The organism is Legionella saoudiensis (assembly GCF_001465875.1).
GTDB lineage: Bacteria > Pseudomonadota > Gammaproteobacteria > Legionellales > Legionellaceae > Legionella > Legionella saoudiensis.
In genome coordinates this window covers 490,350-515,330 of sequence record NZ_LN901324.1, presented here as the reverse complement: position 1 = coordinate 515,330, position 24,981 = coordinate 490,350, and the positions used below count along the sequence as shown (strand labels likewise).

Sequence of the window (24,981 nt, the reverse complement as noted above, 5' to 3'; positions counted from 1 at the left end):
GCTTATTCCTTGTTAAGATGCCCATTAACCCCAATACACCCGCCAGCCCACACTGAAAATGGTTATATTATTAAGTTGGTAATGCTCTACAGCTCCCTCAAGTGCTTGATGTCTAAAAGTGGGCCAAATAATCCGTCCATGATACCCCCAAAATTTTTGTGTTGTATTGTAGGAAACACCGAGATCATAAAATGCTGAATTTGCTAATTCTTTGCTTAAATCAACAGTATAGGTTGCTGTTTGTCCCCCTATCTGTTGGTTAGCCCAAAACCCGGTTGCACTGATGTTAAAAGGAAGCGAGGTATAGTAGGTTAAGCCTGAAAAGTACAGTTGATTATTCCAGGGCGAGGGAAAGCCCGCCCAAAAGCCTCCAAACCATTGTAAGGAGTTAAGCAAATAAACATTACCCGTCCCACCCACACGTGATTCAATAGGTAAGTTGTTATGTTGTCGGAAATCATAGCTAATTCCCCAACCGTATTTACCTGGCAGTTGGCGCTGGTATGCAAGAAAAATACTATTATTCGGCAAAATTGTTGGCTCAACCGTCAAATCCAAATTCAATTGTTGGCTGTTATGGGTGGCAATTCCAATAACTCTGTCCGTTGCGTTAATATCACTATAACCATAAAGCACACTACTATTTGCTTGTTTGTTAAGAACTCGATACTGTCCTTGATTAAAGCTGGCCATATAACGTGTAGAATTATTAAGTTGCTCTAAGCCCATTAATGAATCATTATTTTTAGGGCTAAACTGTAAAGCTTGATTAAAATAAGCGCGGGCCTGTTTAAATTTTTTATTAGTCATCTGCAAACGCCCCATGCCATTTAGGGCATCCACATCTTTAGGGTTGGTGGTCAGCAATTGATTATAAATTAAATCTGCAATGTGAATATGGTATTGTGCTGCTTCCACACGTGCCGACCCTAGTAATGCTGGGCGAGATTTGGGATTTTTAGCCAATAGCTCTTGATATTCTGCTTGCGCTTTTTTCAATTGCAAAGACCATTCGTAGGTTAATGCCAATTCCTGCGCTGGCACTGAATCATTAGCTGGCGCAGCGTTTTTGGCACGTGCCAACCAACGTATAGCCTCTGGATAATTTTTTTGTGAACGTGCTAATAAGCCATGCAGTAACGCTACTTGAGAATCATGCGGCTTTAATTTATCGCAATAATTCAGAATACGTTGCACCTCTTGCACGCGAAGATTTTTGGCATTAACTAACATTAACCCTTCAGCCGTATTACAAGGAGAAGGTTTGACTGGGGCAATTTTAGGCAAAGGCTGGCTGACGGGTTTACTTAAGCTCAGCTGCTCCAAACCGATCTTGGCATCAGCGTTTCCTGGTTCCAAGCTCAAGACTTTATCAAAGTATTGTCGCGCTTGAGTATAATTTTTTTCTATCATATGAATACGCGCTAAACCATTTAAAGCATCCACATCATTCGCATTTTTTTGTAACAAGCGAGTATAGATTTGCTGGGCATCTATATTATTTTTTTGCCATAAATCAATTCGCGCTTTACCAAGCAAAGCAGGTCGTAGATCTGGATGAACAGCCAAAAGTGTTTCATAAATATTTTTTGCTGTTAAATAAAAATGGGTCCATTCATAGGTTACTGCCAGCTCCAATGCTGGTACTGGGTTATCTTTTGGAGCTGCATCCTTAGCCTTCTTTAGCCATTCTATAGCTTGGGGATATCTTTTCTGCACCCGCTCGTTTAAGCCCTGCAATAATAATACTTGTGCATCAGTATTTTTTTCACGTGTACAATTTAAGAGAATTTGTTGTACCAGCAATAATTGAGGAGGAGATTGATTAACTAGCTTTAGCCCTTGAGCAGGATCACAGGTAAAAATAGGAGCAATAGCAGAGTCTACTTTCGCCACTTGCTCTTGCAATACCTTAACCTGCTTCATACCAATTTGCGCGTCGGCATTACTGGGTTGCAGGGCTAAGACCCGATTAAAATAAAAAGTAGCCTCATCATATTCTTTATAAGCCATCATAACACGTCCCATCCCATTTAAGGCATCTGCATCTTTAGGGTTTTGGCTTAATAATTTTTTATAAATCTTTAGAGCATTCTCTAAATGATTATTTGCTGTTGCTGTTCGAGCCAGGCCTAGCAATGCAGGACGAGAGGTGGGATTTTTCGTCAAAATTTGTTCGTAAATAACCTGCGCATTATCAGGTTGGTTGGACCATTCATAGGTGACCGCTAATTCTAGTGCAGGAATAGCATTTGTATCTGGTGCAGCGGCTTTGGCCTGCGTCAACCAAAAAATAGCATCCGCAAACTGATTATTTTTCATACCCTCTTTTCTGGCGAGCAAGCCATGCAAAAGCAAAACCTGAATATCTTTAGGCTTACTTTTATCACAAACAGTGAGGATGCTTTTAATTTGTGCAAAAGGCGGATTTTCTTGGTTTAATAAAGCAAGCCCCTGGTTGGCATTACATACCGAGGGTCCATTTTCTGCTCGTAGTAAAAAAGTCTGACTGAGCAGAAAGAGTATTAAGCTGTTTCTAGACCAGGTTATATTCATGAGAATCCATAATATCGATGTAACACACAAAAAGTAATTAAGATCAGAAGTAGTAATACTTCATAATAAAATAAACGACGCTCTTCTTTCTGATCAGCCGCTAATATTTTTTTAAAATCATAGGTTTGCGTTAATGACTTCTTTTTCGCCTCTACTTTGCCAGTTTTTATAGTTTTATTCCATTTCATTTCACGATGAAAGAATTGCATAAGATACGCAGCTAAGGTAATAACACAAAGTAAGGGGCCATAACCCACTAATAAAAGTAATGGACTAGTAATTTTTTGGGAAACATTTGCCCTATCCAACCGATAGGTAATCCAGGCAAAAAACATACACAAAGAAATCCAACTATTAGCCCAAAGGAGAAAATAATGATCATAAAGATAAGTTAATTCTGAAGAGCCATATTGATGAATAAGCCAAGTCATATGGTCTGGAAAAACAGCAACCAGCATGTTAAATAAAGAAATTAACCCTGGGAACATGATTCCTTCAAACCAAACTCGTTTCGCAGTTTTTGGATCAATGCAAAAACTATAAAATGTGGTAAATAAATAAGAAGTAAAGCTCACTAAAGAAAAAATGCGGAAAAACTGCCAAGATAAGGAACTATTTAAAAAATAAAGAATATTGAGTGCTACGGATGTGCCAATCATAATTATCGGCATTAAAACCGTGCTAAACCAGATCAAGCCAAAGAAAATGCCTCCTAATCCTCCCGGAGCCTTGGGGTGAAACCATATTTTTTTAAACTTTCGAATAATCTGTATATTTCCTTCTGCCCAACGAAAGCGTTGCCGCCATAAACTGCTTATATCACCAGGCTCCTCCGCAATGGCAATTGCATTTCCATCGAAAAGAACCTTGTTGTTATTCAGTTGGGTTTGAAATGTTGTATAAGTATCTTCAACTAAAGTGGACGTATCAACTTTACCACCTAACTGCTCAATGTTCGCTCTTGTATGCAATTGCGCCCCTCCAGCTAAACACGCCATAACACCAAGAACATTTTGTGCGCGCCGTGTTGCTGCTTGGGAGACTATATATTCAAAACCGATACTGCGGGTTATTATATTGCCTGGATTTTGTCCTTCCTTGATGTAGGCTGTTACCGCACTTATTTTAGGATCGGCAAAATGCCGTGTCATTCTTAGCAATGTATTTTTTTCAAACATCACATCTGCATCAATAATCATAATAGCTTCAGCCCAGGGGTCGTTTAAAATGGTTTTTAACCCATGATTAACTACGGCAGCTTTACCAAAATCAATTTTTTCTGTGCGTCGAACGTTAAATACATGATTTGGATATTCCAGGCTTTTGGCTGCAAGAATTTGCGGCGTTTTATCCGTACTGACGTCATCAATGGCATAGACCCGTAAACATTCATAGGGATAATTCAAGCTCATTAAACTATCAATACTGAAAGCAATTACATCTTCTTCATTCCACACCGGAATAATAATTGCCACCCGCGGAGTATAATTTTTACATTTTGAATAATGGTTTTTTAATCCATGTATGCCTACTAAGAGAAATTGCAGGAATAGTGTAATAACGGGAATAATTCCCAGTAATGCGAGAAAAGATAAGAAATTAATTAATCCTGCCATAGATTGAGATTTATCCTATTAAAACGTGCTTTATCTTGAAAATACACGCTCACAAATTCTTTTCGATTATTAGTAATTAATCAATATTATAAAGAAAGAAAACCTGGTTGCAATGCAACCAGGTAAGTTTAACTCTAAGACTTTATTAGATTTTTATGGATGAGGGATGGAGTCGATAATGTTACCTATATTTCCTGAAACAGCATCCATTGACTTCATGCGATTAATCACGATAGGAATATAACTAGAAACCCAGTTTACTACGGGCTGCAATTGATTACAAACTACTGAATTTTGAGTATAAGGCTGATAAGGTAAGGACGTCATTTTTAATACAGCTAATATTAATGACACCACTAAAACGCCTTTGCCAAAGCCAAAGCACCCTCCCAAAATTTTATCAATGGCGCTCAAACCCGAACGGCGAAGCATAAGACCTAAAATAAAATTAATTACCGCCCCACCAAACAACACCCCAATAACAATAATCATAAACGCTGCGGCGGTTCGAGCTGTTTGGTTTAATATAAATTGCGATAACCATGGAGTTAAACTTTGAGAATAGTTATACCCTGTCCATATGGCAACTATCCAAATACCCAAAGCAATTACTTCTTTTATTACCCCACGAAATAATCCAGTTATTGTAGATAACCCGATCATCACTATAAGAACTAAATCTATCCATTGCAATTGCATCACTAACTAACTCCAGTATTGACAACAAATCCATTTAATTGCATTGCACTTGCCAATTGAGTTTTTAATTTAACTACATTATCTCGAATTGGAGAATGCCCAACATATACTTTGTAAATGGTCCCATTCCTTCCTGCTACACGGGTGTAACTCGCTTTATATCCTTTTCCTTGCAATTTACGTACCAAAGCTTCAGCATTACCTAACTTTGAAAAAGATGCCAATTGTAACGCGTAAATATCCCGTTTCACCGTGGGCTTTCTCACAACAGCTTGAGCCACAACCGGTTTTGTCTGTATTTTAGGTTTAACAACTTCTGGTTTAGGCTTAATAACTTGCTGCGCTGCAACCTGAACGGGCTTAGCTATTGGTGCAGCGGGCTTAGCTACTGGCTCAATCGATCTTACCGTATTTTTTTCAATTTTAGCCTGAACTACTTTAATTTCTTTATGTACCGAAGCTTGCGCTGCATTGTTTAACGCAAGTTCAATTGGCTTCTCGATCACAGCTGGTGCTGGTTCTATCTTAGCAACAGGAATACTTGGTTTTTCATGGACTGGAGCTGAAGCAATAAAATCCTCTTTAACGGTTTTTTGCGAGACAGCCGATTTAATGTTTACTTTAGCGATTTTAATCGTTTTAAACATTTGCTCTTCATCAGTGACGGCGACATTTGGAGCAATGGGTTTAGGGGGTAATTGAACATTAACACTAAGGCTATTTTCTAAACGTTGGCTTGATTTTTTCATCATAGCAGGCAAAAAAATTGCGCCCAATGATAAAACCACGGATATGCCTACTAAACGATGTTTTAATTTTTCATCCATTACCAGTTTCATGGAACCTCCTAATTAGGCTGGATAGCCATTATATGACCCACAGTAAAAAATGACCCATAAACAACGATTAAATCACCTGGTTGTGCCTGATCTAATGCCGTTTTAAAGGCAAGAAGTGGTTCATTATAACAAATTTTCACGAAAATTTCTGCATCCTTAAAATAAGAAAGCAATAAATTGGCGCTAATAGCACGTTTAACATCTAATTGTGCGGGGTACCAATAATCTACGAGATCCTTTAATGGCAAGATTAAACCAAGAATATCTTTATCTTTTAGAGCTGAAAAAACAGCATGAACCTTAGCTGTTTTACCATATTGTTGCAAAGTTTTAGCTAATAACCTTGCAGACTGCGGATTATGCGATACATCATAAAGAATATCTATAGTACCCTTTTGCAATTGTAAACGGCCAGGAATAAAAATACGCTCCATCGCCTTTTGTATATGCTCATAGGATATTGGAAGGCTAGGGGCTAATAAAATCGAGGCAGTAATTGCTGCTGCCGCTGATTTCAATTGTATGGAAGGTTTAGGCAAATCATTTATTTTTGTTTCACCACATTGCACACTCCAGGTTTGCGCGCCCTCTTCAAAGGAAAATTCCCTCCCTAAATAATAAGAGATAGTTGGTAATGTTGTTGCCACCTTAACGATACTTAAAGGTGGGTTCTCGTCAGCATAAATGAATGGTTTCCCACTACGAAGAATGCCTGCCTTTTCATAACCAATCGCCTCTAGGGTATCTCCTAGAAAATCTTGATGATCTAAATCAATGGTAGTAATGATAGAAAGATCTGCATCAATAATGTTGGTCGCATCCAAACGTCCCCCTAAACCAACCTCCAAAATAATAATATCCACCTGCTCTTTTTGGAAATACCATAATGCCGCAAGCGTTATAAATTCAAAATAGGTTAACACGGTATTATCTCGTGCTGATTCAATTAACGTGAAGGCCTGGCATAAGGTGTCATCAGCTATATAAGTTAAGCCAATGCGGATACGCTCATTAAACTGAATAAGGTGGGGAGAGGTATAAGTTCCTACTTTATAATTTGCAGTATGATAAATGTGCTCTAAAGCCGTTACTGTAGACCCTTTTCCATTAGTTCCTGCTACGGTAATCACTTTACAATTAGGCTTAAGTAATTGTAATCGTTCCGCAACCATTTGGATTCGCGATAAACCTAATTGAATTTCATTGATATTGCGCGCTTCCAAATCAGATAACCATTCAGCTAAGCTCCATTCGTTATAAGGCTTTAACAAAAAATACTCCTGCAAGCGGCAAATTAAGAATATTGTCCTTCCCGCGCTGGCGGGAGTGACAATCGGAAATTATATTAATAGCCTCTCTTTTCGAGGATAACCATAATCTACAAGATTAATTTTTGCGCGTTAGCTTCGATACCAATTCAGAAACTACCGGACGCAGTTCTTTCCGTTGCACAATCATATCAATATGGCCATGCTCTAAAAGAAACTCACTGCGTTGAAAACCTTCCGGCAAAGTTTGTCGTACAGTCTGCTCAATTACTCTTGGCCCAGCAAAACCAATTAAGGCATTAGGTTCTGCGATAATGACATCCCCCAAGCTTGCAAAACTGGCCGATACCCCCCCCATAGTGGGATCTGTCAACACAACAATAAATGGAAGCCCAGTTTCAGCGAATTTCGCTAATGCGGCTGAGGTTTTAGCCATTTGCATTAACGAAAATAAACCTTCCTGCATACGAGCACCACCACTGGCCGTAAAACAAATATAAGGACGATGCTCTTCTGTAGCTACGGCAATTGCCCGTACAAATTTTTCACCAACAGTAGCACCCATTGAGCCGCCCATAAAGTTAAACTCAAAAGCGCTTATCACTACGGGTTGCTGCATTAGTGTACCTTTAACGACAATTAAAGCTTCTTTTTCACCCGTAGCTTTTTGAGCTTGAGAAATTCTGTCTTTGTATTTTTTCGAATCTCTAAATTTCAATCTATCAACTGGTTCTAAAGATGCAGCGATTTCCTCTTGCCCTGCTTCATCAAGAAACTGTCCAATACGAACTCGCGCTGAAATTCTATGATGAAAGTTGCATGATGGACAGACCATTAAATTCTTAGTCAGTTCGGTACTGTATAGAACTTCATTACAGCCAGAACATTTAAGCCATAAACCTTCAGGTACCCCTTTTTTCTGCGAGGTATCAGTATTTACTCTTGATGGTAATAATTTTTTTAACCAACTCATAAATTGGAACCCATTTATTTATAGAATCTTAATCATAAAAAAAGCAGCCTTTTCCAGTATAGGAAAAATCTCTTGTTTTTTTCGCTAATATTATACACATAAAAAAATATTCTTAAATCGTATACTGCGAATACCTTAGGCGGATTACCATAAAACTCTATAAAAGTAAACAAAACATCCTCAATAATTTTTGTCAGGCCCCAAAATGCAACATATTCATTTTACTACGCATTTTTTTTATTTTTTTTTAAAAATTTTCATTTTTCTCCTAAAGTTTTTATCACCTTGGCCGATAAACATTTTGGGAACGGGAAGCTCATATAAAAATGAGACTCCTGATTACTAAACGGAAAAAAATCCCACACAGGGATCAGGTCTGAGGAGACTATAAATATGGCTCAAGTTATTAACACCAACGTATCATCGCTATTGGCACAGCGTAATTTAGCGAAAAGCACCGATGCAATGTCTACAGCAATTCAAAGACTTTCATCTGGTTTAAAAATTAATAGTGCAAAAGATGATGCTGCAGGTCTGGCAATTTCTACCTTAATGACTGCGCAAATTAATGGGGTCAATAAAGCGGCTCAAAACTCAAACGATGCGATTTCTCTTTCGCAAATTGCTGAGGGCGGCATGGGTACAGCGACTGACATTTTGCAAGATATGCGTATGTTAGCAGTTCAGGCAGCAAACGGTACTAACAGTTCTGCTGACCGCCTGGCCTTACAAGATGAAGTGACTCAGTTGATCGGCGAGTTAAACGATATTGCAAACTTTACTCAATTCAATGGTCAAAGCATTCTTAACGGTGCATTCTCAAGTGCTACATTCCAGATTGGCGCTAACGCAAACCAAACTACTTCTTTTGGAATTGAGAGTATTTCTGCTAGTGCTGTAGGTTTCTTGGCAACTGCTACCGGTACTAACGTTGCTGCAGCTACTGCTACTGACATTACTATTGCTATGGCAGGCACTCCAGGCAGTAAAACAATTGCTTCTTCTGCACTTTACGCTACAAGCATTACTGGTCAAGGTGCCGGTTCTGCATTCGCTAAAGCCGCAGCAATCAATGCAGCAAATGTTAATGGTTTATCTGTTACTGCAAAAACTCAAGGTACTACTGGTGCCCTTACTTTTGCTGGTGGTGCTTATGATTTAGACATCAATGGCATAACCATCTTCAATGGTGACGATACTGGCTTAACAGCAACTACACTTAACGATTTGATTAACAGCCAATCATCGCAAACTGGTGTGGTATCTTCATTAGACGCAACTGGTACTATCATTACCTTAACTGCTGCTGATGGACGTGATATTACTGTAACTGAAACTGGAGATACTCCATTAACAGCTTCAGGTTCATTTACATCAGGTACTGCGTTAACTGGTCAATTAACAATGACTGGTAATAACGTAATTTATCTAGGAGGTACTATTGCTAACTTAGGATTCTCCTCTGGTACAATTATGACTGATACCAGCGGTATCGACACTCTGGATATTAGTACTCAGTCTGGTGCACAAACAGCAATCCAAAGAATCGATTCAGCATTAGCAAGCATTTCTTCTAACCGTGCTGCTATGGGTGCTATGGAAAATCGTTTTGAAGCAACTATTGCTAACCTGGAAAACATTTCTGATAACACTCAAGCTGCTCGTAGCCGTATCCAGGATACTGACTATGCAGCTGAAATGGCAACATTAACCAAAAACCAAATCCTGCAACAAGCTGGAACAGCAATGTTGGCACAAGCAAACAGCATGCCACAATCTGTTCTTTCTCTATTAAGCTAATAGTAGGTATTAAATCGAAGTACAGTTATCTGTACTTCGGTTTTTATTTATTGCCCTAACAGCTTATCATCTGTTTGCGATGGGAAATAGGAATAATAAATGACAATTGAATCCATACCACCAACAAATAAAACATTACAATCAGACTTAGTAAAACTTAATGATAAAAATATTAAGCCAATGACTAAAAGTGCTACCTCCACAGAGAATTTGGATACGGATGTAAAGCAAACAATTGACAACGTAACTGGCTTATTACAAAGCATTGTAACAATAAAAATTTCAGATAAAGTACTACGTAAAATACCTTCAGACGAATACTTGCATTTATTAAGTTTACTTGATGAAATAGTTGATGGATCCGTTAATAAACGGGTTTAAAAAATTACCCGTTTACTGATAAATAACCGACATAAAAAAAATAATAAGGGACATTATGGGCTTATCATCACCTGGAATAGGATCTGGACTCGATATTAAAGGCATGGTAGATGCGATGGTGAAGGCGGACATAGCGCGTATCCAAGCTCGTCACGATAAAAAACTCATCTCTACAAATGCAGAAATATCTGCTATTGGACAAGTTAAAAGCGTTTTATCCAATTTGCAGTCGACGCTGAATAATTTATCCAATATGAGCCAAATCAACAAAATGAAAAGCTCCATCAGCGATCCTAAATATTTTGATGCGACAGTTACGAATCAGGCTCAACCAGGAACATATCAAGTACAAGTACAATCTTTAGCTCAATCACAAAGTCTTTCCAGTGCCTATTTTGCAAACAGTGGAGCCTCTATAGGAACTGGTACTATTACCTTTAATTTCGGAACCTATAATAGTGATCTGAGTACTTTTACAGCAAACTCTGAGGTAACACCGCTAACGGTTACCATTTCGCCAGGCAGCGATAGCTTGGCTGCTGTTTGTGATGCAATTAATGCCGCCAATTCTGGAGTAAGTGCTTGCATCGTACAGGATAGCTTAGGAGCCCGGTTAAGCCTTAGCTCATCGGAAACTGGAGAAAATCATGCGATGCAAATTATTAGTGATATTGCAGCATTAAATTACGATCCGACAACTAATAATACGTCCTTAACGCAGAATTTGGCAGCGCAGAATAGTATTGTGCTTGTTAATGGTATGAAAATAACTCAAAGTACTAATCAGCTTAATGACGTGTTTGCAGGGGTTACACTTAATTTAAAAGAAGTTACCAGTACAAACATTAACTTAACGATTACAAACAACCAAGAGCATTTAACAACATGCATCAACGAATTCATTAAAAAATATAATGAATGCATGACGCTTATAAGCAACGCTCTTGGCTATGATGAAGAAACTAAAACAAGTGGTTATTTCCAAGGTGATGTACAAATAAAAAGTTTAAAACAGGACTTGCAGCAAGTCATAAGTAATTTTACTGGTCCTGCAGGTAATCCGTTCCAATCACTTGCTGATATAGGGATTACAACCAAGAGAGGCGGCATATTGGAATTAAACCAAGAAACGTTTAAAACAGCTCTTAATGAAAATTTCGAAGCAATTGGCGCGTTATTTGCAAAATCCATCACCGCTACGGATCCCAATATTCAAATTAACTCCATAGATACGAAAGTTGCTGCAGGTAGTTATGATATTGTTTTAACTGATTTCGTTCCTGGAGTGAGTTTAACAGGAAGAATTGGAGATCTACCCGGAATATCAACCGACGGTGTGACCCTGACGGGAGCTGGGAAATTCAATACCCTATCAATTAATGTTATTGGTGGTGGTACGGGTAACCGTGGTCAGATTCTTGTCAATGATGGAGTAGCCGTTCTCCTGAATAAGATGCTTGATAGCTATATAGGCGAAAAAGGTGAGTTTGAAGAACGAAACGAAACATTAAATAAAAACATTACTCAGTTGGATAAAGAACAAAAACAAATTGATGAACGAAGTAAGGTGCTTGAGCAGAAATACTTAAAACGCTGGAATGCTGTTGATCTGCTTATCTCCAAACTGCAAGACACCAGCGGAATGCTTACACAGGTTCTGGCTAATTTACCTAAGCTAAAGGTTAAAGATTAAATAGATAAACTCAATTGACCAGCTTTAACTATGGTGGTCAATTGAGAATGGACCTAAGAGGTATTAATGCATGAAAAATCCCTATAAAAAAGTAGCAGATCAATATAAGACCATTGAGCTAAAAACTCGAGTAGAAGCAGCAGATCCACATGAGTTAATCAACATGCTCCTGCAGGGCGCCCGTAACCATATTGCTTCAGCGCAGGGAAGTATGGCACGTAAACAAATTCAAGAAAAAGGCGAACATATAAGTAAAGCATTAAGTATTATTGCAGGTTTAAAAGCCTGCCTAAATCAGGAAGAAGGCGGCGAAATAGCAGCTAACTTACTGCAAATTTATGAGCATATAGAAATATTACTTTTAAAAGCTAATTTACATAATGATGCTGAATTATTGGTCAAATCAAATGAATTACTGGGTGATATACATGCAGCCTGGAAAGAAATTAAACCCACCCCTGCAGTAACAACAAACTAACCTGTAGCCCGTATTTGACGAGTCGTAATACGGGCTATAGCATTACCCTCTCTGACAATACAATTTATTAAAGTTATTCAGAAACATGCCGCTAACGATAATATAAAACTCCAAATTGAGATCATGCCATGAAAATTATGATATCAATGTTGATTGCGGCATATTTTATGCTGCCCTATCCATCTGCACTCGCTGCCACCACACGATATGGAGAAAGCTTATGTAGCTCACCCGATTACCTCTGCATCAAAATAAAAAAAGGGGAAAGTTGGGATACGCTCTTTCCTGATGCCGAAGAACGCGATATGGTACGTCGTATTAATCGCATGAATATCTCCTTACGCCCAGGGATGACCATTGCCGTCCCTAAGAACATTGATCGCTTAACAATTTATGATGTATCCCCTTTCCCTCGTTATATAGAATCTACAGGTGAAAAAACAATTTACGTAAGCCAAAAAAAATTAGCCTGGGCTGCCTATGATGTTGACGGAGAACTTCTTTGGTGGGGGCCTATTTCATCTGGAATCAGTAAATGTCCTGGTGTACGTGGTGGATGTACAACACCCACTGGTTCTTTTCGTATTATCCGCAAGCAAGATATAGATTGTGTCTCTACGGTGTTTCCACAACGAGCTTATGGTGAAAGCGGTGGCGCTTTAATGCCTTATTGCATGCACTTTTTCCGTGGCTATGCATTGCATGGTAGCGATGATGTTCCAGGGTATAGAGCAAGTCATGGTTGTGTACGTATGTTTACTGAGGATGCGCGATGGCTTAATGAAGAGTTTGTAGATTTACCAGGCGGAGGTATGCAAGGAACCAGAGTGGTTATTGATGCTCCGAATGATGCAAATGATAAATAAGATGCTTACTGGTCATAAAATATGGGTTCCAACTAAGCAAGCTGATATTTTATTTGATGTGTTTGATATTAATGTGTTATTTTTGGCGGTTGGCTTTTGATGGACGAATCTGGAGAATGAAACAATAATGGCACATTACAATACGCAATCGCTAGAACATTCTGGCAAAGGTTCCATTATGTCATGGATTGTATGGGGATTAGCTTGTTTGTTCTATTTTTATGAGTGCCTTCTCCAAGTATCCCCCGGTGTAATGAGTAATGAGTTAATGCGGGATTTTGCGGTTACCGGCCAAACACTAGGTATCTTATCAGGAGTCTATTTCTATTCGTATGCGGCGATGCAACTTCCCGGTGGTGTACTAATGGATTATTTTGGACCCCATCGCCTTTTAACACTAGCAACCCTAGTTTGCGCTGTAAGTACCATTGCCTTTGGGATGACGGATAACTTTTTTATGGCATGCATTGCCCGACTAATGATTGGCTTTGGCTCTGCATTTGCAGCAGTAGGAACCATGAAATTGGCAGCAAACTGGTTTCCTGCACATCGCTTTGCCTTATTAACAGGTTTAATGGTAACCATTGGTATGCTTGGCGCCATTGGCGGTGAAGCGCCATTAGCCTTGCTTATTGATGTTTTCGGCTGGCGTAAAAGCATGATGATTATGGGGTATATAGGCCTTGTTCTTGCCATTTTGATTTTTATAATTGCTAAAGATACCCCCAAGAACTACCATCCGACCGAACATCAGCACCCCGAAGAAGAAGAAGAGCATTTAATTCCTAGCTTAATTGCCTTAATGAAAAATAAGCAAATTTGGTTAGTCGCCTGTTATGGTGGGTTGATGTATATGGCCACTCCTGTATTTTGTGGGCTTTGGGGAGTGTCATTTCTTATGGCAAAAATGGCGATTAGTAAAGAAGCTGCCGCTAATTATATTTCCTTAGTATTCGTTGGCTGGGCAATAGCTAGCCCTTTATGGGGAATATTTTCCAACCGTATAGGCTTACGTAAACCACCAATGTATATAGGTTGTGTTGGCGCCCTTTTCTGCTCCTCATTCTTTATCTTTGCTCCAATTAGTTCCTCTCTTTTAATGCAATTTTTCCTCTTTTTCTTTGGTATATTTTCTGCGGGATTTTTACCTGCGTTTACCGTAGTAAAAGAATTGTGCAATAAAAAATATGTTGCTACTGGCTTAAGTTTTATGAACATGATGAATATGATAGGGATTGCTCTGGCACAACCACTTATCGGCTATATTCTTGATAGATTATGGACGGGTGAGTTAAATGGAAACGTTCGTGTTTATCCCATGGAGGCTTATCATACGGGATTAGCTATTCTTCCTTTAGGCATGTTTATTGCCTTACTTATTTTACCTAAGATTAAAGAAACTTATTGTCAAAGCGTGAATTAAGCTTCTTCATGCAACGTCATCCCGAATGTGGTAGGGATATGCCACATTCAGGAGATACTTCGCCGTAACTCCTCAAAATGAGGAGTACCCCTTCCCCAACTAATCATGAACTTACTCACAAAAATGGCATTTTGAAGTTTCTTGGGTATAATACACTCAAATTGTGATCTCAATGTAGGTTTAATCGGCACGCAACAAACCTGCATTATCTTTAAAAGTAGATTTTTAACATGGCTAAAAAACTGTATATCAAAACAAATGGCTGCCAAATGAATGAATACGATTCAACAAAAATGGCAGAAGTATTGCGAGAGTCTCATGGTCTGGAAAAAACGGATCACGTAGAAGAGGCAGACGTAATATTACTTAATACCTGCTCTATTCGCGAAAAAGCACAAGAGAAGGTCTTCTCTCAATTAGGACAATGGCGTGATTATAAAGCCAAAAATCCCCATGTAGTCATTGGTGTTGGCGGTTGCGTGGCAAGCCAAGAAGGCTCTGATATTGTGAAACGAGCCCCTTTTGTCGATCTGGTTTTTGGCCCACAAACCTTACATCGCCTACCAGCCATGTTAAATGAACGTATCGAAAAGAAAAAGCCGGTTGTCGATATTAGCTTCCCAGAAATTGAAAAATTTGACCATTTACCTGCGCCAAGAGCAGAAGGACCAACAGCTTTCGTTTCTATAATGGAAGGTTGTAGCAAATACTGCAGTTTCTGTGTCGTCCCTTATACTCGCGGTGAAGAAATCAGCCGTCCTTTTGATGATGTATTGGCTGAATGCTACCATTTAGCGACCCAAGGTGTGCGTGAAATCAACCTACTGGGGCAAAACGTTAATGATTACCGTGGCAAAATGGAAAATGGAGACATTGCTGATTTAGCTTTATTAATTCATTATATTGCTGCAATTGATGGAATCGGCCGAATTCGTTTCACCACTTCTCATCCCTTAGCATTTTCAGATAACTTAATAAACGCCTATGCAGAAGTGCCTGAATTGGCGAATCACTTACATTTACCAATACAAAGTGGCTCTGACCGTATTTTGGGTCTTATGAAACGCGGCTACACCGCCTTAGAGTTTAAATCAAAAATCAGAAAACTACGTAAAGTACGTCCTGATATTCGCCTGTCTACAGACATTATTGTTGGTTTTCCTGGGGAAACGGATAAAGACTTCCAAGCAACAATGGATCTAGTACACGAAATCGGTTTTGACATCTCGTTTAGCTTTATTTATAGCCCAAGACCAGGAACACCTGCGGCTAACTTACCTGATGACACCCCAATGGAAGTCAAAAAACAACGTCTACAAATCCTCCAAAACCGATTACTGCTGCAGTCATCACGCTATAGCCAATCAATGATTGATAGCACGCAAAGAATATTAGTTACTGGGCATGCCAAAAGAGATAGCCAACAACTTTCTGGTCGTACTGAGTGCAATCGTGTGGTGAATTTTGATGGACCGGCCCATTTAATTGGCCAATTTGTTAATGTTCATATTAATGAGGCATTACCTAACTCATTACGTGGACGTCTTGTTGAAGTTGAGGCTCACACATCCTAATGATAGAACATATTCAAAAACAATTAACCGTTCCTCGCGAGCACCATAATCAGCGCATAGACAGCGTGCTCGCGCATTTACTTCCCGAATACTCCCGCTCACAAATCAGTAACTGGATTAAGAGTGGCTCAGTCACCATGAACCAGAAACCCTGCAAGCCTAAAGATAAAGCTTTAGATGGTGACCTCATTGAAATTAACGTTGATTTTAATGTCAGTGATCCCAGTTTTGACTCTTGTGCCCCGGAAGAAATTCCATTAAATATCGTTTTTGAAGACGAGGAATTACTGGTATTGAATAAACCTGCGAATATGGTAGTACACCCAGGTGCAGGAAATAGAGAACATACATTGGTTAACGCCTTACTACACCATGCGCCCTCTCAACACCTTTTGCCTAGAGCTGGAATTATTCATCGCTTGGATAAAGACACAACGGGATTATTAGTAGTAGCCAAAAGTTTAACGGCTCATACCTCTCTTATACGACAAATGCAGGCTCGAGAAATTCAACGCCACTATATTACTTTAGTGCAAGGCCATCTCATTTCGGGTGCTACAATTGAGACAGGATTTGGACGTCATCCTCGTAACCGCCTAAAGATGGCGGTACTTGAGCATGGTCGTGAAGCCATCACTCATTACTCCATAAATAAACAATATCAGGACTTTACGCTGCTGGATGTTAAATTAATGACCGGACGCACCCATCAGATTCGCGTTCATCTGGCTCATATTAATCATCCCGTGGTAGGTGATCAACTTTATGGTGGCCGTATGAAGGTTCCAGCTCAAGCATCAGACGAGCTAAGAACACTTATTCAGGAGTTTAAAAGACAAGCACTGCATGCCTGCAGCCTTTCTTTTTTCCATCCCGAAACGGACGAGGAGTTGACATTTACCGCTCCTTTGCCTGATGATTTTCAACATCTTCTTAACACACTGGACGCGCATTATGAAGACTAATTTAGCCTGTTGGCCAGCGCCTAAGAATATTACCGCTCTAAGCACAACACGCCTATCGGGATATAGCTTGGCCCCATATAACTCTAATAACCTGGGATTAGGAATTGGAGATAACGATCATCATGTTTTGCAAAACCGCCAACAATTGGTGGAGTTACTGCATTTACCTGGTGAACCTCAATGGTTGCGCCAAACACACAGTACTCGTTGCGTATTAGTCGAAGAAGATGCAAACCGAGAGGCAGATGCCTCAGTAACACGCTCAAGTAAACATCCGCTGGTGATTCTTACTGCAGATTGTTTACCCATTACTCTATGCAATGTACAAGGCAATGAAATTGCCGCCATTCATGCAGGTTGGAAAGGCTTAGTAAATGGCATCGTTGAAAACACGCTTGCCAAAATGCACAGCAAGGCCTCTGATCTGCTCGCATGGATAGGACCCGCAATTTGCCAAAAATGTTATGAAGTGGGCGATGAGGTATACCAAGCCTTCACCACAAAATATCCTTTTAGCAAAGAAGCATTTAAACCAGCTAACACCAAATGGCTGGCTAATTTGCCGAAAATTGCGGAGATGGTGCTGATCTCTCAAGGCATAAATGCGGTATATCAGTCCGAATTATGTACTTTTGAGTCAGAAAATGAGTTGTTTTCCTATCGAAAAACCTCTCAAACAGGTAGAATAGGCACCTTAATCTGGTTTAATAATCAACCTCAACCTCAGGACTAGAAATGATAAAAAGCATGAAACTACTCTTTAGTGCCCTGCTTCTGGCAACTATGCCGCTCGCTCATGCAGCAGATGAAGTGGTGGCTATACCAAGCATGGCACCGGTATTAAAAAATATTATGCCTGCCATAGTAAATGTTGCCGTACAAGGTTACTTACCCAATGAAATCAGTGCTCCCGGAGCTGCTGCTGAAGAAGAAGCACAAAATAATAGACGCTCTAGACAATTGCCTGAAAAAGGACGCAAGTTTGAAAGCATTGGTTCAGGGGTAATCGTCGATCCTAAAAATGGAGTAATTATTACCAATGATCATGTGATTCGCAATGCCACACTGATTACCATTACCTTACAAGATGGTCGACGTTTGAAAGCAAAACTAATCGGCGGTGATAGCGAAACTGATTTGGCAGTATTAAAAATTGATGCCAAAAACCTAAAATCATTACCTATCGGTGACTCTGATCAACTGCAAGTCGGTGATTTCGTAGTAGCAATTGGTAATCCCTTTGGTTTAAACAGTTTTGGTAACAGTCAATCTGCAACCTTCGGTATTGTTAGTGCCTTAAAGCGTAGCGATTTAAATATTGAAGGGGTAGAAAACTTCATCCAAACTGACGCTGCAATTAACCCAGGTAACTCAGGTGGGGCTTTGGTTAACTCTAAAGGAGAGTTAATTGGTATTAATACTGCAATTCTTTCGCCTTATGGTGGTAACGTAGGTATTGGTTTTGCTATTCCAATTAACATGGCAAAGGATGTAGCCCAACAAATTATAAAATACGGTTCAATTCATCGTGGATTGATGGGGATTTTTGTCCAACACTTAACTCCAGAATTGGCTCAAGCAATGGGCTATCCAGAAGATTTTCAAGGGGCTTTAGTTGCACAGGTTAATCCTGGTTCTCCAGCAGAGTTTGCAGGTTTAAAAGCTGGCGATATTATTACTCAAATTAATAATACTAAAATTACCCAAGGAACCCAGGTAAAAACAACCGTCAGCTTATTACGTGTAGGTTCTAGTGCCAAAATTATGGTCCAACGTGATGGTAAGCCCATTACTCTTGATGCGGTAGTTACTGACGTTAAAACCCATGAACAAAAGCTACAATCAAGTAACCCATTCCTTTATGGTTTGGCATTAAGAGCATTTGATCAAGAAACGCCACCTCATGGCAATGTAACAGGAGTACAAGTTGTCGGTGCGGTAGAAAGTAGTGCGGGCTGGCGTGCGGGGCTGAGACCTGGTGATATTATTATCTCAGCTAATAAGACTCCAGTTAAAGATGTAAAATCATTGCAACAAGTTGCTCAACAGAAGAAAAATGAGTTACTAGTACAGGTATTGCGTGGACCTGGAGCTCTTTATCTGTTGATTATCTAAATCTGTAGCCCGTATTACGACTGGCGTCTAATACGGGCTATACTCTACCTCCCTCAATAAGTTCTCCACCCAAAGCGGCACAAACATCAATGCGCTATATGCCCTTCCTCTGAGTAAATAATAACCAAAACCAATGAAGTTATTAATTATTTTAAAAAAAACCTTATTTTTATTAATTTAAGTATTGACATATGCCCGCTAAAAGGACACAATCTCGGTCCTCGTGGCTATGTAGCTCAGCCGGTTAGAGCGCGGCACTCATAATGCTGAGGTCGGTGGTTCGAGTCCACCCATAGCCACCATTTTCCTTTATAAATCAACTATATCCCCCTAAAATCTTAAAAAATCTGTTGTTAAGTTTTTAAATTTAGATATCATGTTACTATCTAGGATTTTGCGGTTTTTCAATGCGCTCGATAGTACTTACAATTTTAATATTATGTTCTACATTTGTTTTTGCGAATGACATTAATATTTCAACAACTACCAAGGATGGAAATACAACATTCTTTCTTCAGGCTGGCGCCTTTAATTTAGAAAAAGATGCGCAACAACGAAAAAAGCAATTATCCAAATTCGTTGATTCCCCCATAGAGATAAAAAACCTCTCCGATAAACGCCTCTATCTCGTGCAAATTGGCCCAATTAGTGATTATCCAACAGCCAGAGAATTACAGCGCACGCTGTCCCTAAAAATAAGCGCAACCAATAATAAGGCGGCACCCAAAAATCAATCGTCCCTAGCTGCTGCAAACACTACAGCGAATAGCGGAGATACCGCACAAACCATGCCTGAAAATACTCAATTGTGGAATTTACGTAATGCCGATATTCGCGCAGTGATTGCTGAGGTTTCTCGTGTTACGGGCAAAAACTTTGTAATTGATCCAAGAGTGCAAGGAAAAATCTCCATAGTATCTTCTACCCCAATGTCTGCCCATGAACTGTATCAAGTTTTCCTTTCTGTACTGCAAGTTTCTGGATATGCGGCAATACCCAGTGGCGAAATTATTAAAATTATTCCCAATATTGATGCGAAAACTCAATCATCTGATATAAGAACGCCTCCCCGTGGTGATGACATGATGGTGGCTGTAGTTCCAGTACATTATGTCCCAGCAGAGCAATTAGTACCGGTTCTAAGACCGTTAATGCCACAATGGAGTAGCGTGTCTGCTTATGGCCCTTCTAATATGCTGATACTTTCGGGTCGTGCAAACAATATTAATAGCCTTGCCGACATCATAAAGCAGGTCGATAACTCAACTGCCAACGGGATTGACATTGTTCCATTAAGACATTCTTTAGCGATGGATATCGCAACAACGCTGAAAGATTTGATAAAGGCTCAACCAAATATGGCCGGAGGCCGGACACAAATTTCTATTTCCGCAGATGATCGCTCCAATTCTCTTTTAATCAGCGGCTCCAAAACAGATAGAATACGTCTGAGAATGCTTATTTTAAAGCTAGACCGGGAAAGTTCAGCCGGTTTGAATAGCAATACTCAAGTAGTGTATCTCAATTATATGCGTGCGGAAGATCTAGTCCCTATTCTTGCAGGTATTGCTCAAGCAAATTTTAGTGGGAATGTCGGTACAACAATTGGTACCATTACCAGACCTGCCTTAGATAGTACAAATCCTGCTTCAAATTTGGCAAATAATCAAAATAGCCAAATGAGCTCAAATAACAATAATATGGCTTCTGGCTTAACTGCATCATCAGCGACAGCAAATACATCTTCAGCCAGCACCCAAAATGAAGGCTCTACTAAACCATCAGTACAAATTATTGGAGAGCCAAATACTAATTCCATTATTCTTAATGCCCCTTCTTCTGTTATTCGCGTTTTAAAACGAGTGATTTCACAATTAGATATTAAACCCGCGCAATTACTAATTGAGGCCTTGGTTGCTGAAATTAACCAAGAGGATGCGAATGATTTAGGTATTGAATGGGGTACGGACCAGCAAACGGGCAAACCTAGCGGCTTTAGAAATGGTTTTGCTATTATTAATAGCCAAGCTCGTATTGACGATTTCCAAGCGCAAATTTATGCTCTGGCGCGCGCGCATAAAGCGAATATTCTATCCACCCCTTCTGTTGTCGTTCTGGATAATCGCCAAGCTAAAATTCTTGTAGGTAAGCAGGTTTCTGTTGCTTCATCTAACTATCCAAACAATGCCAATGGTACTGCCCCAGTATCAAGCCCGTTTACTACCTTCGATCGGGTTAATGTTGCCTTACATCTTTATGTACGGCCTCAAATAACTCGTGGCAATGGCATTCAAATGCAAATTGACCAAGGAAATGATACTTTAGACCCACCCGTAGTTGCAGAAACATCCACCATACCAACTTTTAGGATCAGTAGTATTGTGACTTCAGTGCATGTTGAAAGTGGTAATGTGGTTGTCTTGGGCGGACTTACGCAGGATAGCTTAAGCAGCGATAATAATCGTATTCCTATTCTCGGCGATATCCCCGGTGTTGGCAGATTATTTAAACGCAGTATCCACACCCGTGATAAACGAGTGCTGATGGTGTTTATTAAGCCCATTATTCTACGTAATGAACGTGATACGGTAAATGCAACGGACCAGAGATACAACCATACTCGTCAGTATCAATTAGATTGGTTACGCTCAGAAGAGGCTTATCTGCAAAGTAATAACTCGACTGTGTTGCCTGCATTGAAGCGAGCTGATTTGCCTCGGCCTTTCAGCCGTCCACCCTTATTAGTGACTAAGTAAGCTATGGATACTGAAGAAAGATCCCTTAAAATTCCTTACAGTTTTGCTAAAAACCATGGGATTGTTGTAGGGAGTGAGTTGGTTGATGGTAAAGCAGTTATTTACCACTTACCTAATGTCTCTCTGCAATCGCTTGCCGAAGTGAAGCGGCTGCTGCAGTGTGAGTTGTCATTAAAACAGGTCGATGAATCTGCTTTTCAACAGCACCTGGCAAATACTTATCAATCTAAATCATCTATTTTAGAGGCTGCTGGTGGAATGGAAGAAGATATGGATCTTTCTTTATTAGCAAGCCAGCTTCCAGTCAGTGAAGATTTATTAGAAAATCAGGATGATGCGCCCATCATTCGTTTACTTAATGCTTTATTTACGCAAGCAATAAAACAAAAAGCATCAGATATTCATATTGAAACTTATGAAGATCGCGTATTAGTTCGCAATCGTATTGATGGTGTATTGCATGAAGTATTAGAAATCCAACGTGCCATCGCCCCTTTAGTAATTTCTCGCGTTAAAGTAATGGCAAAGCTTGATATCGCTGAAAAGCGTATACCTCAAGATGGACGTATTTCGCTGCGTATTGGTGGGCACAATATTGACGTGCGTGTATCCACCCTTCCCTCAAATCACGGTGAACGGGTGGTATTGCGGATTTTAGATAAGCAAGCGGCACAATTGGATTTGAATCTTTTGGGTATGCCTGCCCCAGCTTTAGTAACGATTCGTCAATTAATTGCCGAACCTCATGGAATTATTTTAGTTACCGGCCCTACGGGCTCGGGAAAAACAACTTCCTTGTATGCGATGCTTACGGAGCTAAACGAGGTTACTCGAAATATTTTAACTATTGAAGACCCTATTGAGTATGACTTGGAAGGGATAGGTCAAACGCAAGTTAATACTAAAGTTCAGATGACCTTTGCTAAGGGCTTACGAGCGATTTTACGTCAAGACCCCGATGTGGTAATGATTGGAGAAATTCGTGACCTGGAAACGGCAGAAATTGCGGTACAGGCGAGCTTAACAGGACACTTGGTGCTTTCCACCTTACATACGAATAGCGCATTGGGTGCGTTAACACGTTTACGTGATATGGGCGTAGAATCCTTTCTTTTATCATCAAGTATCGTTGGCTTGATTGCCCAACGCCTGGTCCGTAAGCTTTGCCCTCATTGTAAAACCCCGCACCAGTTAAGAGACGATGAAAAAGAGCTGATGAACCTTGCCCCTGATGCGGATTTATCTAAGGTGTGTGAACCTAAAGGTTGTGATTTGTGTAATCACTTGGGATATAGGGGCCGGACAAGTATTTATGAATTGATTACCATTGATGATACCTTAAGAGGCATGATTCATCGGAATGAAAATTTACAGCTGATGGAAGAATATTTAAGACCTACTATGCCGAGTATCCGTGATGATGGTTTTAAGCGGGTCCTTGCAGGAGACACCTCTTTAGCTGAAGTGCTTCGGGTGACCACTCAGAATTAACAATATGTGAACTTATTACAACTTCTAATACGTTCAACGCAAATTACCACTATACTCGAAACCGTAGCCCGTATTAGACAAGGTCGTAATACGGGTTGAGGCATGAAACTTCCTGTTTTATTTAACCAACTTACGCCACGTAGTTCCTTTTGGGCCGTCTTCCAATTCAATTCCTTGCGCGAGTAATTCGGCGCGGATTTGATCAGCGCGTTCCCAATTGCGATCTGCTCTTGCTTGTAATCGTTCGGTAATTAACTGCTCGATTTTGGCCTTGTCATCATCCGCAAGACCTGCTTGCAAGAAGTCGGACGCGTTGGATTGTAATAAACCCATTACCTCAGCAAGATGCTTTAGCGTTGCGGCTAAAACAGGATTAGCGTTTTTATTCACTTCATGACTTAATTGGAATAAAACAGATAAAGCAACGGGTGTATTAAAATCATCATTCATTGCCTTATTAAACTCCGCTATCCAATGCTCGTCTAACTCGCTATCACTAGAAATAGTTACATCTTTCATTGTTTGATATAGACGAGTCAACGCTTTTTTAGCATTGACTAAATTTTCTTCCGAGTAATTTAATGAGCTCCGATAGTGGCTACTTAACAGAAAATAACGCACGACCTCAGGATGATGCTCATTCAATACATCAGCAATTGTGAAAAAATTACCTAATGACTTAGACATTTTCTCATTATTTACCTGCAGCATACCAACATGCATCCAATAATTAGCAAATGGCTTGCAAGTCGCTGCTTCACTTTGAGCAATTTCATTTTCATGATGCGGAAATTGTAAATCTAAACCACCACCATGAATATCAAATTGCTCTCCAAGCTCTTCCATCGCCATAGCCGAACATTCAATATGCCATCCAGGACGCCCTTCACCCCAAGGTGAAGGCCAACTAGGCTCCCCTTCTTTGGCCTTTTTCCACAATACAAAATCAAGTGGCGAACGTTTTTCTTTTACTACCTCAATACGTGCACCAGACATCAAACCATCCAAATCTTTATGTGATAATTTACCGTAATCAGCAAAAGTATCTACTTGGTAGCACACATCACCATTATCACTCACATAAGCATTACCTTTTGCCAGTAAACGCTCTATTAAACGAATAATCGTAGCAATATGGTCTGTTGCTCTTGGCTCATAATCAGGTGGCAAAATATTTAAAGCCTGCATGTCTTCATGCATTGCCGCAATGTAATGCGCGGTTAATTCATCAATAGGAATACCTCGTTCATTAGCACGCGCAATAATTTTGTCATCAATGTCAGTAATATTACGTACAAAGGTAACATCATAGCCTTGAGAACGCAGATAACGCACAATCACATCAAAAGACACCATAGAGCGTGCATGGCCTAAATGACAGTGGTCATAAACAGTAATGCCACATACATACATCCCAATTTTTCCTGGATTTATGGAGACAAACGGCTCTTTTGTTCTAGTTAGCGAATTAAATAAATGTAACATTGC

19 protein-coding genes and 1 tRNA gene are annotated in these 24,981 nt (G+C 39.8%); 13 read left to right on the top strand and 7 right to left on the bottom strand.

What is annotated here, in order from left to right; genetic code table 11:
- Window positions 1–24: 24 nt before the first annotated feature.
- From BN3124_RS11260 to accD, 6 genes are all read right to left on the bottom strand, one after another.
- Window positions 25–2,556 (bottom strand): tetratricopeptide repeat protein, encoded by a 2,532-nt coding sequence (locus tag BN3124_RS11260; RefSeq protein ID WP_058534895.1) that lies wholly within the window; start codon window positions 2,554–2,556, stop codon window positions 25–27.
- A complete protein-coding gene (locus BN3124_RS11255) occupies window positions 2,553–4,172 on the bottom strand; it encodes a glycosyltransferase family 2 protein (RefSeq protein ID WP_058534894.1) in 1,620 nt (539 codons plus the stop codon). The genes BN3124_RS11260 and BN3124_RS11255 overlap by 4 nt, the downstream gene beginning before the upstream one ends.
- 153 nt (window positions 4,173–4,325) lie before the next feature.
- Complete coding sequence (locus BN3124_RS11250) at window positions 4,326–4,871, bottom strand: CvpA family protein (protein ID WP_058534893.1); 546 nt, start codon at window positions 4,869–4,871, stop codon at window positions 4,326–4,328.
- A 2-nt stretch (window positions 4,872–4,873) separates the two neighbouring features.
- On the bottom strand, window positions 4,874–5,710 hold the full coding sequence (locus BN3124_RS11245; protein ID WP_058534892.1) for an SPOR domain-containing protein: 837 nt from the start codon (window positions 5,708–5,710) through the stop codon (window positions 4,874–4,876).
- 8 nt (window positions 5,711–5,718) lie between these two features.
- Window positions 5,719–6,981 (bottom strand): bifunctional tetrahydrofolate synthase/dihydrofolate synthase, encoded by a 1,263-nt coding sequence (gene folC, locus BN3124_RS11240; RefSeq protein ID WP_149865255.1) that lies wholly within the window; start codon window positions 6,979–6,981, stop codon window positions 5,719–5,721.
- A 115-nt stretch (window positions 6,982–7,096) separates the two neighbouring features.
- Window positions 7,097–7,951, bottom strand: coding sequence for an acetyl-CoA carboxylase, carboxyltransferase subunit beta (accD, locus tag BN3124_RS11235; protein WP_058534891.1), 855 nt, complete (start codon window positions 7,949–7,951; stop codon window positions 7,097–7,099).
- 393 nt (window positions 7,952–8,344) lie between these two features.
- On the opposite strand from accD, the gene BN3124_RS11230 reads away from it, so the two are divergent.
- The 13 genes from BN3124_RS11230 (at window position 8,345) to lspE (ending at window position 23,493) form a co-directional block, all read left to right on the top strand.
- The gene (locus BN3124_RS11230; protein ID WP_058534890.1) at window positions 8,345–9,751 is read left to right on the top strand and encodes a flagellin N-terminal helical domain-containing protein; all 1,407 of its coding nucleotides are present in this window, start codon (window positions 8,345–8,347) and stop codon (window positions 9,749–9,751) included.
- 99 nt (window positions 9,752–9,850) lie between these two features.
- Window positions 9,851–10,132, top strand: coding sequence for a hypothetical protein (locus BN3124_RS11225; protein ID WP_058534889.1), 282 nt, complete (start codon window positions 9,851–9,853; stop codon window positions 10,130–10,132).
- Window positions 10,133–10,187: 55 nt separating this feature from the next.
- Window positions 10,188–11,825 (top strand): flagellar filament capping protein FliD, encoded by a 1,638-nt coding sequence (gene fliD, locus BN3124_RS11220; RefSeq protein WP_058534888.1) that lies wholly within the window; start codon window positions 10,188–10,190, stop codon window positions 11,823–11,825.
- Between the two features lie 70 nt (window positions 11,826–11,895).
- Complete coding sequence (gene fliS, locus BN3124_RS11215) at window positions 11,896–12,303, top strand: flagellar export chaperone FliS (protein WP_058534887.1); 408 nt, start codon at window positions 11,896–11,898, stop codon at window positions 12,301–12,303.
- Window positions 12,304–12,440: 137 nt separating this feature from the next.
- The gene (locus BN3124_RS11210; RefSeq protein ID WP_407927397.1) at window positions 12,441–13,169 is read left to right on the top strand and encodes a L,D-transpeptidase; all 729 of its coding nucleotides are present in this window, start codon (window positions 12,441–12,443) and stop codon (window positions 13,167–13,169) included.
- A gap of 127 nt (window positions 13,170–13,296) precedes the next feature.
- On the top strand, window positions 13,297–14,592 hold the full coding sequence (locus BN3124_RS11205) for an MFS transporter (protein ID WP_058534886.1): 1,296 nt from the start codon (window positions 13,297–13,299) through the stop codon (window positions 14,590–14,592).
- Between the two features lie 230 nt (window positions 14,593–14,822).
- Complete coding sequence (miaB, locus tag BN3124_RS11200) at window positions 14,823–16,166, top strand: tRNA (N6-isopentenyl adenosine(37)-C2)-methylthiotransferase MiaB (protein WP_058534885.1); 1,344 nt, start codon at window positions 14,823–14,825, stop codon at window positions 16,164–16,166.
- On the top strand, window positions 16,166–17,131 hold the full coding sequence (gene rluD / locus BN3124_RS11195) for a 23S rRNA pseudouridine(1911/1915/1917) synthase RluD (RefSeq protein WP_058534884.1): 966 nt from the start codon (window positions 16,166–16,168) through the stop codon (window positions 17,129–17,131). Before miaB ends, rluD begins: the two co-directional genes overlap by 1 nt.
- Entirely contained in the window at window positions 17,121–17,864 is a 744-nt protein-coding gene (gene pgeF, locus BN3124_RS11190) for a peptidoglycan editing factor PgeF (protein ID WP_058534883.1), read from the top strand. Before rluD ends, pgeF begins: the two co-directional genes overlap by 11 nt.
- A gap of 2 nt (window positions 17,865–17,866) precedes the next feature.
- Entirely contained in the window at window positions 17,867–19,246 is a 1,380-nt protein-coding gene (locus BN3124_RS11185) for a Do family serine endopeptidase (protein ID WP_058534882.1), read from the top strand.
- 225 nt (window positions 19,247–19,471) lie between these two features.
- Window positions 19,472–19,548, top strand: a tRNA-Met gene (locus BN3124_RS11180).
- Between the two features lie 105 nt (window positions 19,549–19,653).
- Window positions 19,654–22,002 carry a GspD family T2SS secretin variant LspD gene (gene lspD, locus BN3124_RS11175; protein WP_058534881.1) on the top strand — a complete coding sequence of 783 codons (2,349 nt, stop codon included), beginning with the start codon at window positions 19,654–19,656 and terminating at the stop codon, window positions 22,000–22,002.
- Window positions 22,003–22,005: 3 nt separating this feature from the next.
- Entirely contained in the window at window positions 22,006–23,493 is a 1,488-nt protein-coding gene (gene lspE, locus BN3124_RS11170) for a GspE family T2SS ATPase variant LspE (protein ID WP_058534880.1), read from the top strand.
- Between the two features lie 117 nt (window positions 23,494–23,610).
- Here lspE and cysS read toward each other — a convergent pair whose 3' ends face one another.
- A complete protein-coding gene (gene cysS / locus BN3124_RS11165; RefSeq protein WP_058534879.1) occupies window positions 23,611–24,978 on the bottom strand; it encodes a cysteine--tRNA ligase in 1,368 nt (455 codons plus the stop codon).
- Window positions 24,979–24,981 lie beyond the last annotated feature (3 nt).

What these genes read in the sequence shown, in the direction of transcription:
- BN3124_RS11260 (WP_058534895.1), bottom strand. Translation starts at nt 2,556, where the DNA reads ATGAATATAACCTGGTCTAGAAACAGCTTAATACTCTTTCTGCTCAGT.
- BN3124_RS11255 (WP_058534894.1), bottom strand. Translation starts at nt 4,172, where the DNA reads ATGGCAGGATTAATTAATTTCTTATCTTTTCTCGCATTACTGGGAATT.
- BN3124_RS11250 (WP_058534893.1), bottom strand. Translation starts at nt 4,871, where the DNA reads ATGCAATTGCAATGGATAGATTTAGTTCTTATAGTGATGATCGGGTTA.
- BN3124_RS11245 (WP_058534892.1), bottom strand. Translation starts at nt 5,710, where the DNA reads ATGAAACTGGTAATGGATGAAAAATTAAAACATCGTTTAGTAGGCATA.
- accD (WP_058534891.1), bottom strand. Translation starts at nt 7,951, where the DNA reads ATGAGTTGGTTAAAAAAATTATTACCATCAAGAGTAAATACTGATACC.
- BN3124_RS11230 (WP_058534890.1), top strand. Translation starts at nt 8,345, where the DNA reads ATGGCTCAAGTTATTAACACCAACGTATCATCGCTATTGGCACAGCGT.
- BN3124_RS11225 (WP_058534889.1), top strand. Translation starts at nt 9,851, where the DNA reads ATGACAATTGAATCCATACCACCAACAAATAAAACATTACAATCAGAC.
- fliD (WP_058534888.1), top strand. Translation starts at nt 10,188, where the DNA reads ATGGGCTTATCATCACCTGGAATAGGATCTGGACTCGATATTAAAGGC.
- fliS (WP_058534887.1), top strand. Translation starts at nt 11,896, where the DNA reads ATGAAAAATCCCTATAAAAAAGTAGCAGATCAATATAAGACCATTGAG.
- BN3124_RS11210 (WP_407927397.1), top strand. Translation starts at nt 12,441, where the DNA reads ATGATATCAATGTTGATTGCGGCATATTTTATGCTGCCCTATCCATCT.
- BN3124_RS11205 (WP_058534886.1), top strand. Translation starts at nt 13,297, where the DNA reads ATGGCACATTACAATACGCAATCGCTAGAACATTCTGGCAAAGGTTCC.
- miaB (WP_058534885.1), top strand. Translation starts at nt 14,823, where the DNA reads ATGGCTAAAAAACTGTATATCAAAACAAATGGCTGCCAAATGAATGAA.
- rluD (WP_058534884.1), top strand. Translation starts at nt 16,166, where the DNA reads ATGATAGAACATATTCAAAAACAATTAACCGTTCCTCGCGAGCACCAT.
- pgeF (WP_058534883.1), top strand. Translation starts at nt 17,121, where the DNA reads ATGAAGACTAATTTAGCCTGTTGGCCAGCGCCTAAGAATATTACCGCT.
- BN3124_RS11185 (WP_058534882.1), top strand. Translation starts at nt 17,867, where the DNA reads ATGATAAAAAGCATGAAACTACTCTTTAGTGCCCTGCTTCTGGCAACT.
- lspD (WP_058534881.1), top strand. Translation starts at nt 19,654, where the DNA reads ATGCGCTCGATAGTACTTACAATTTTAATATTATGTTCTACATTTGTT.
- lspE (WP_058534880.1), top strand. Translation starts at nt 22,006, where the DNA reads ATGGATACTGAAGAAAGATCCCTTAAAATTCCTTACAGTTTTGCTAAA.
- cysS (WP_058534879.1), bottom strand. Translation starts at nt 24,978, where the DNA reads ATGTTACATTTATTTAATTCGCTAACTAGAACAAAAGAGCCGTTTGTC.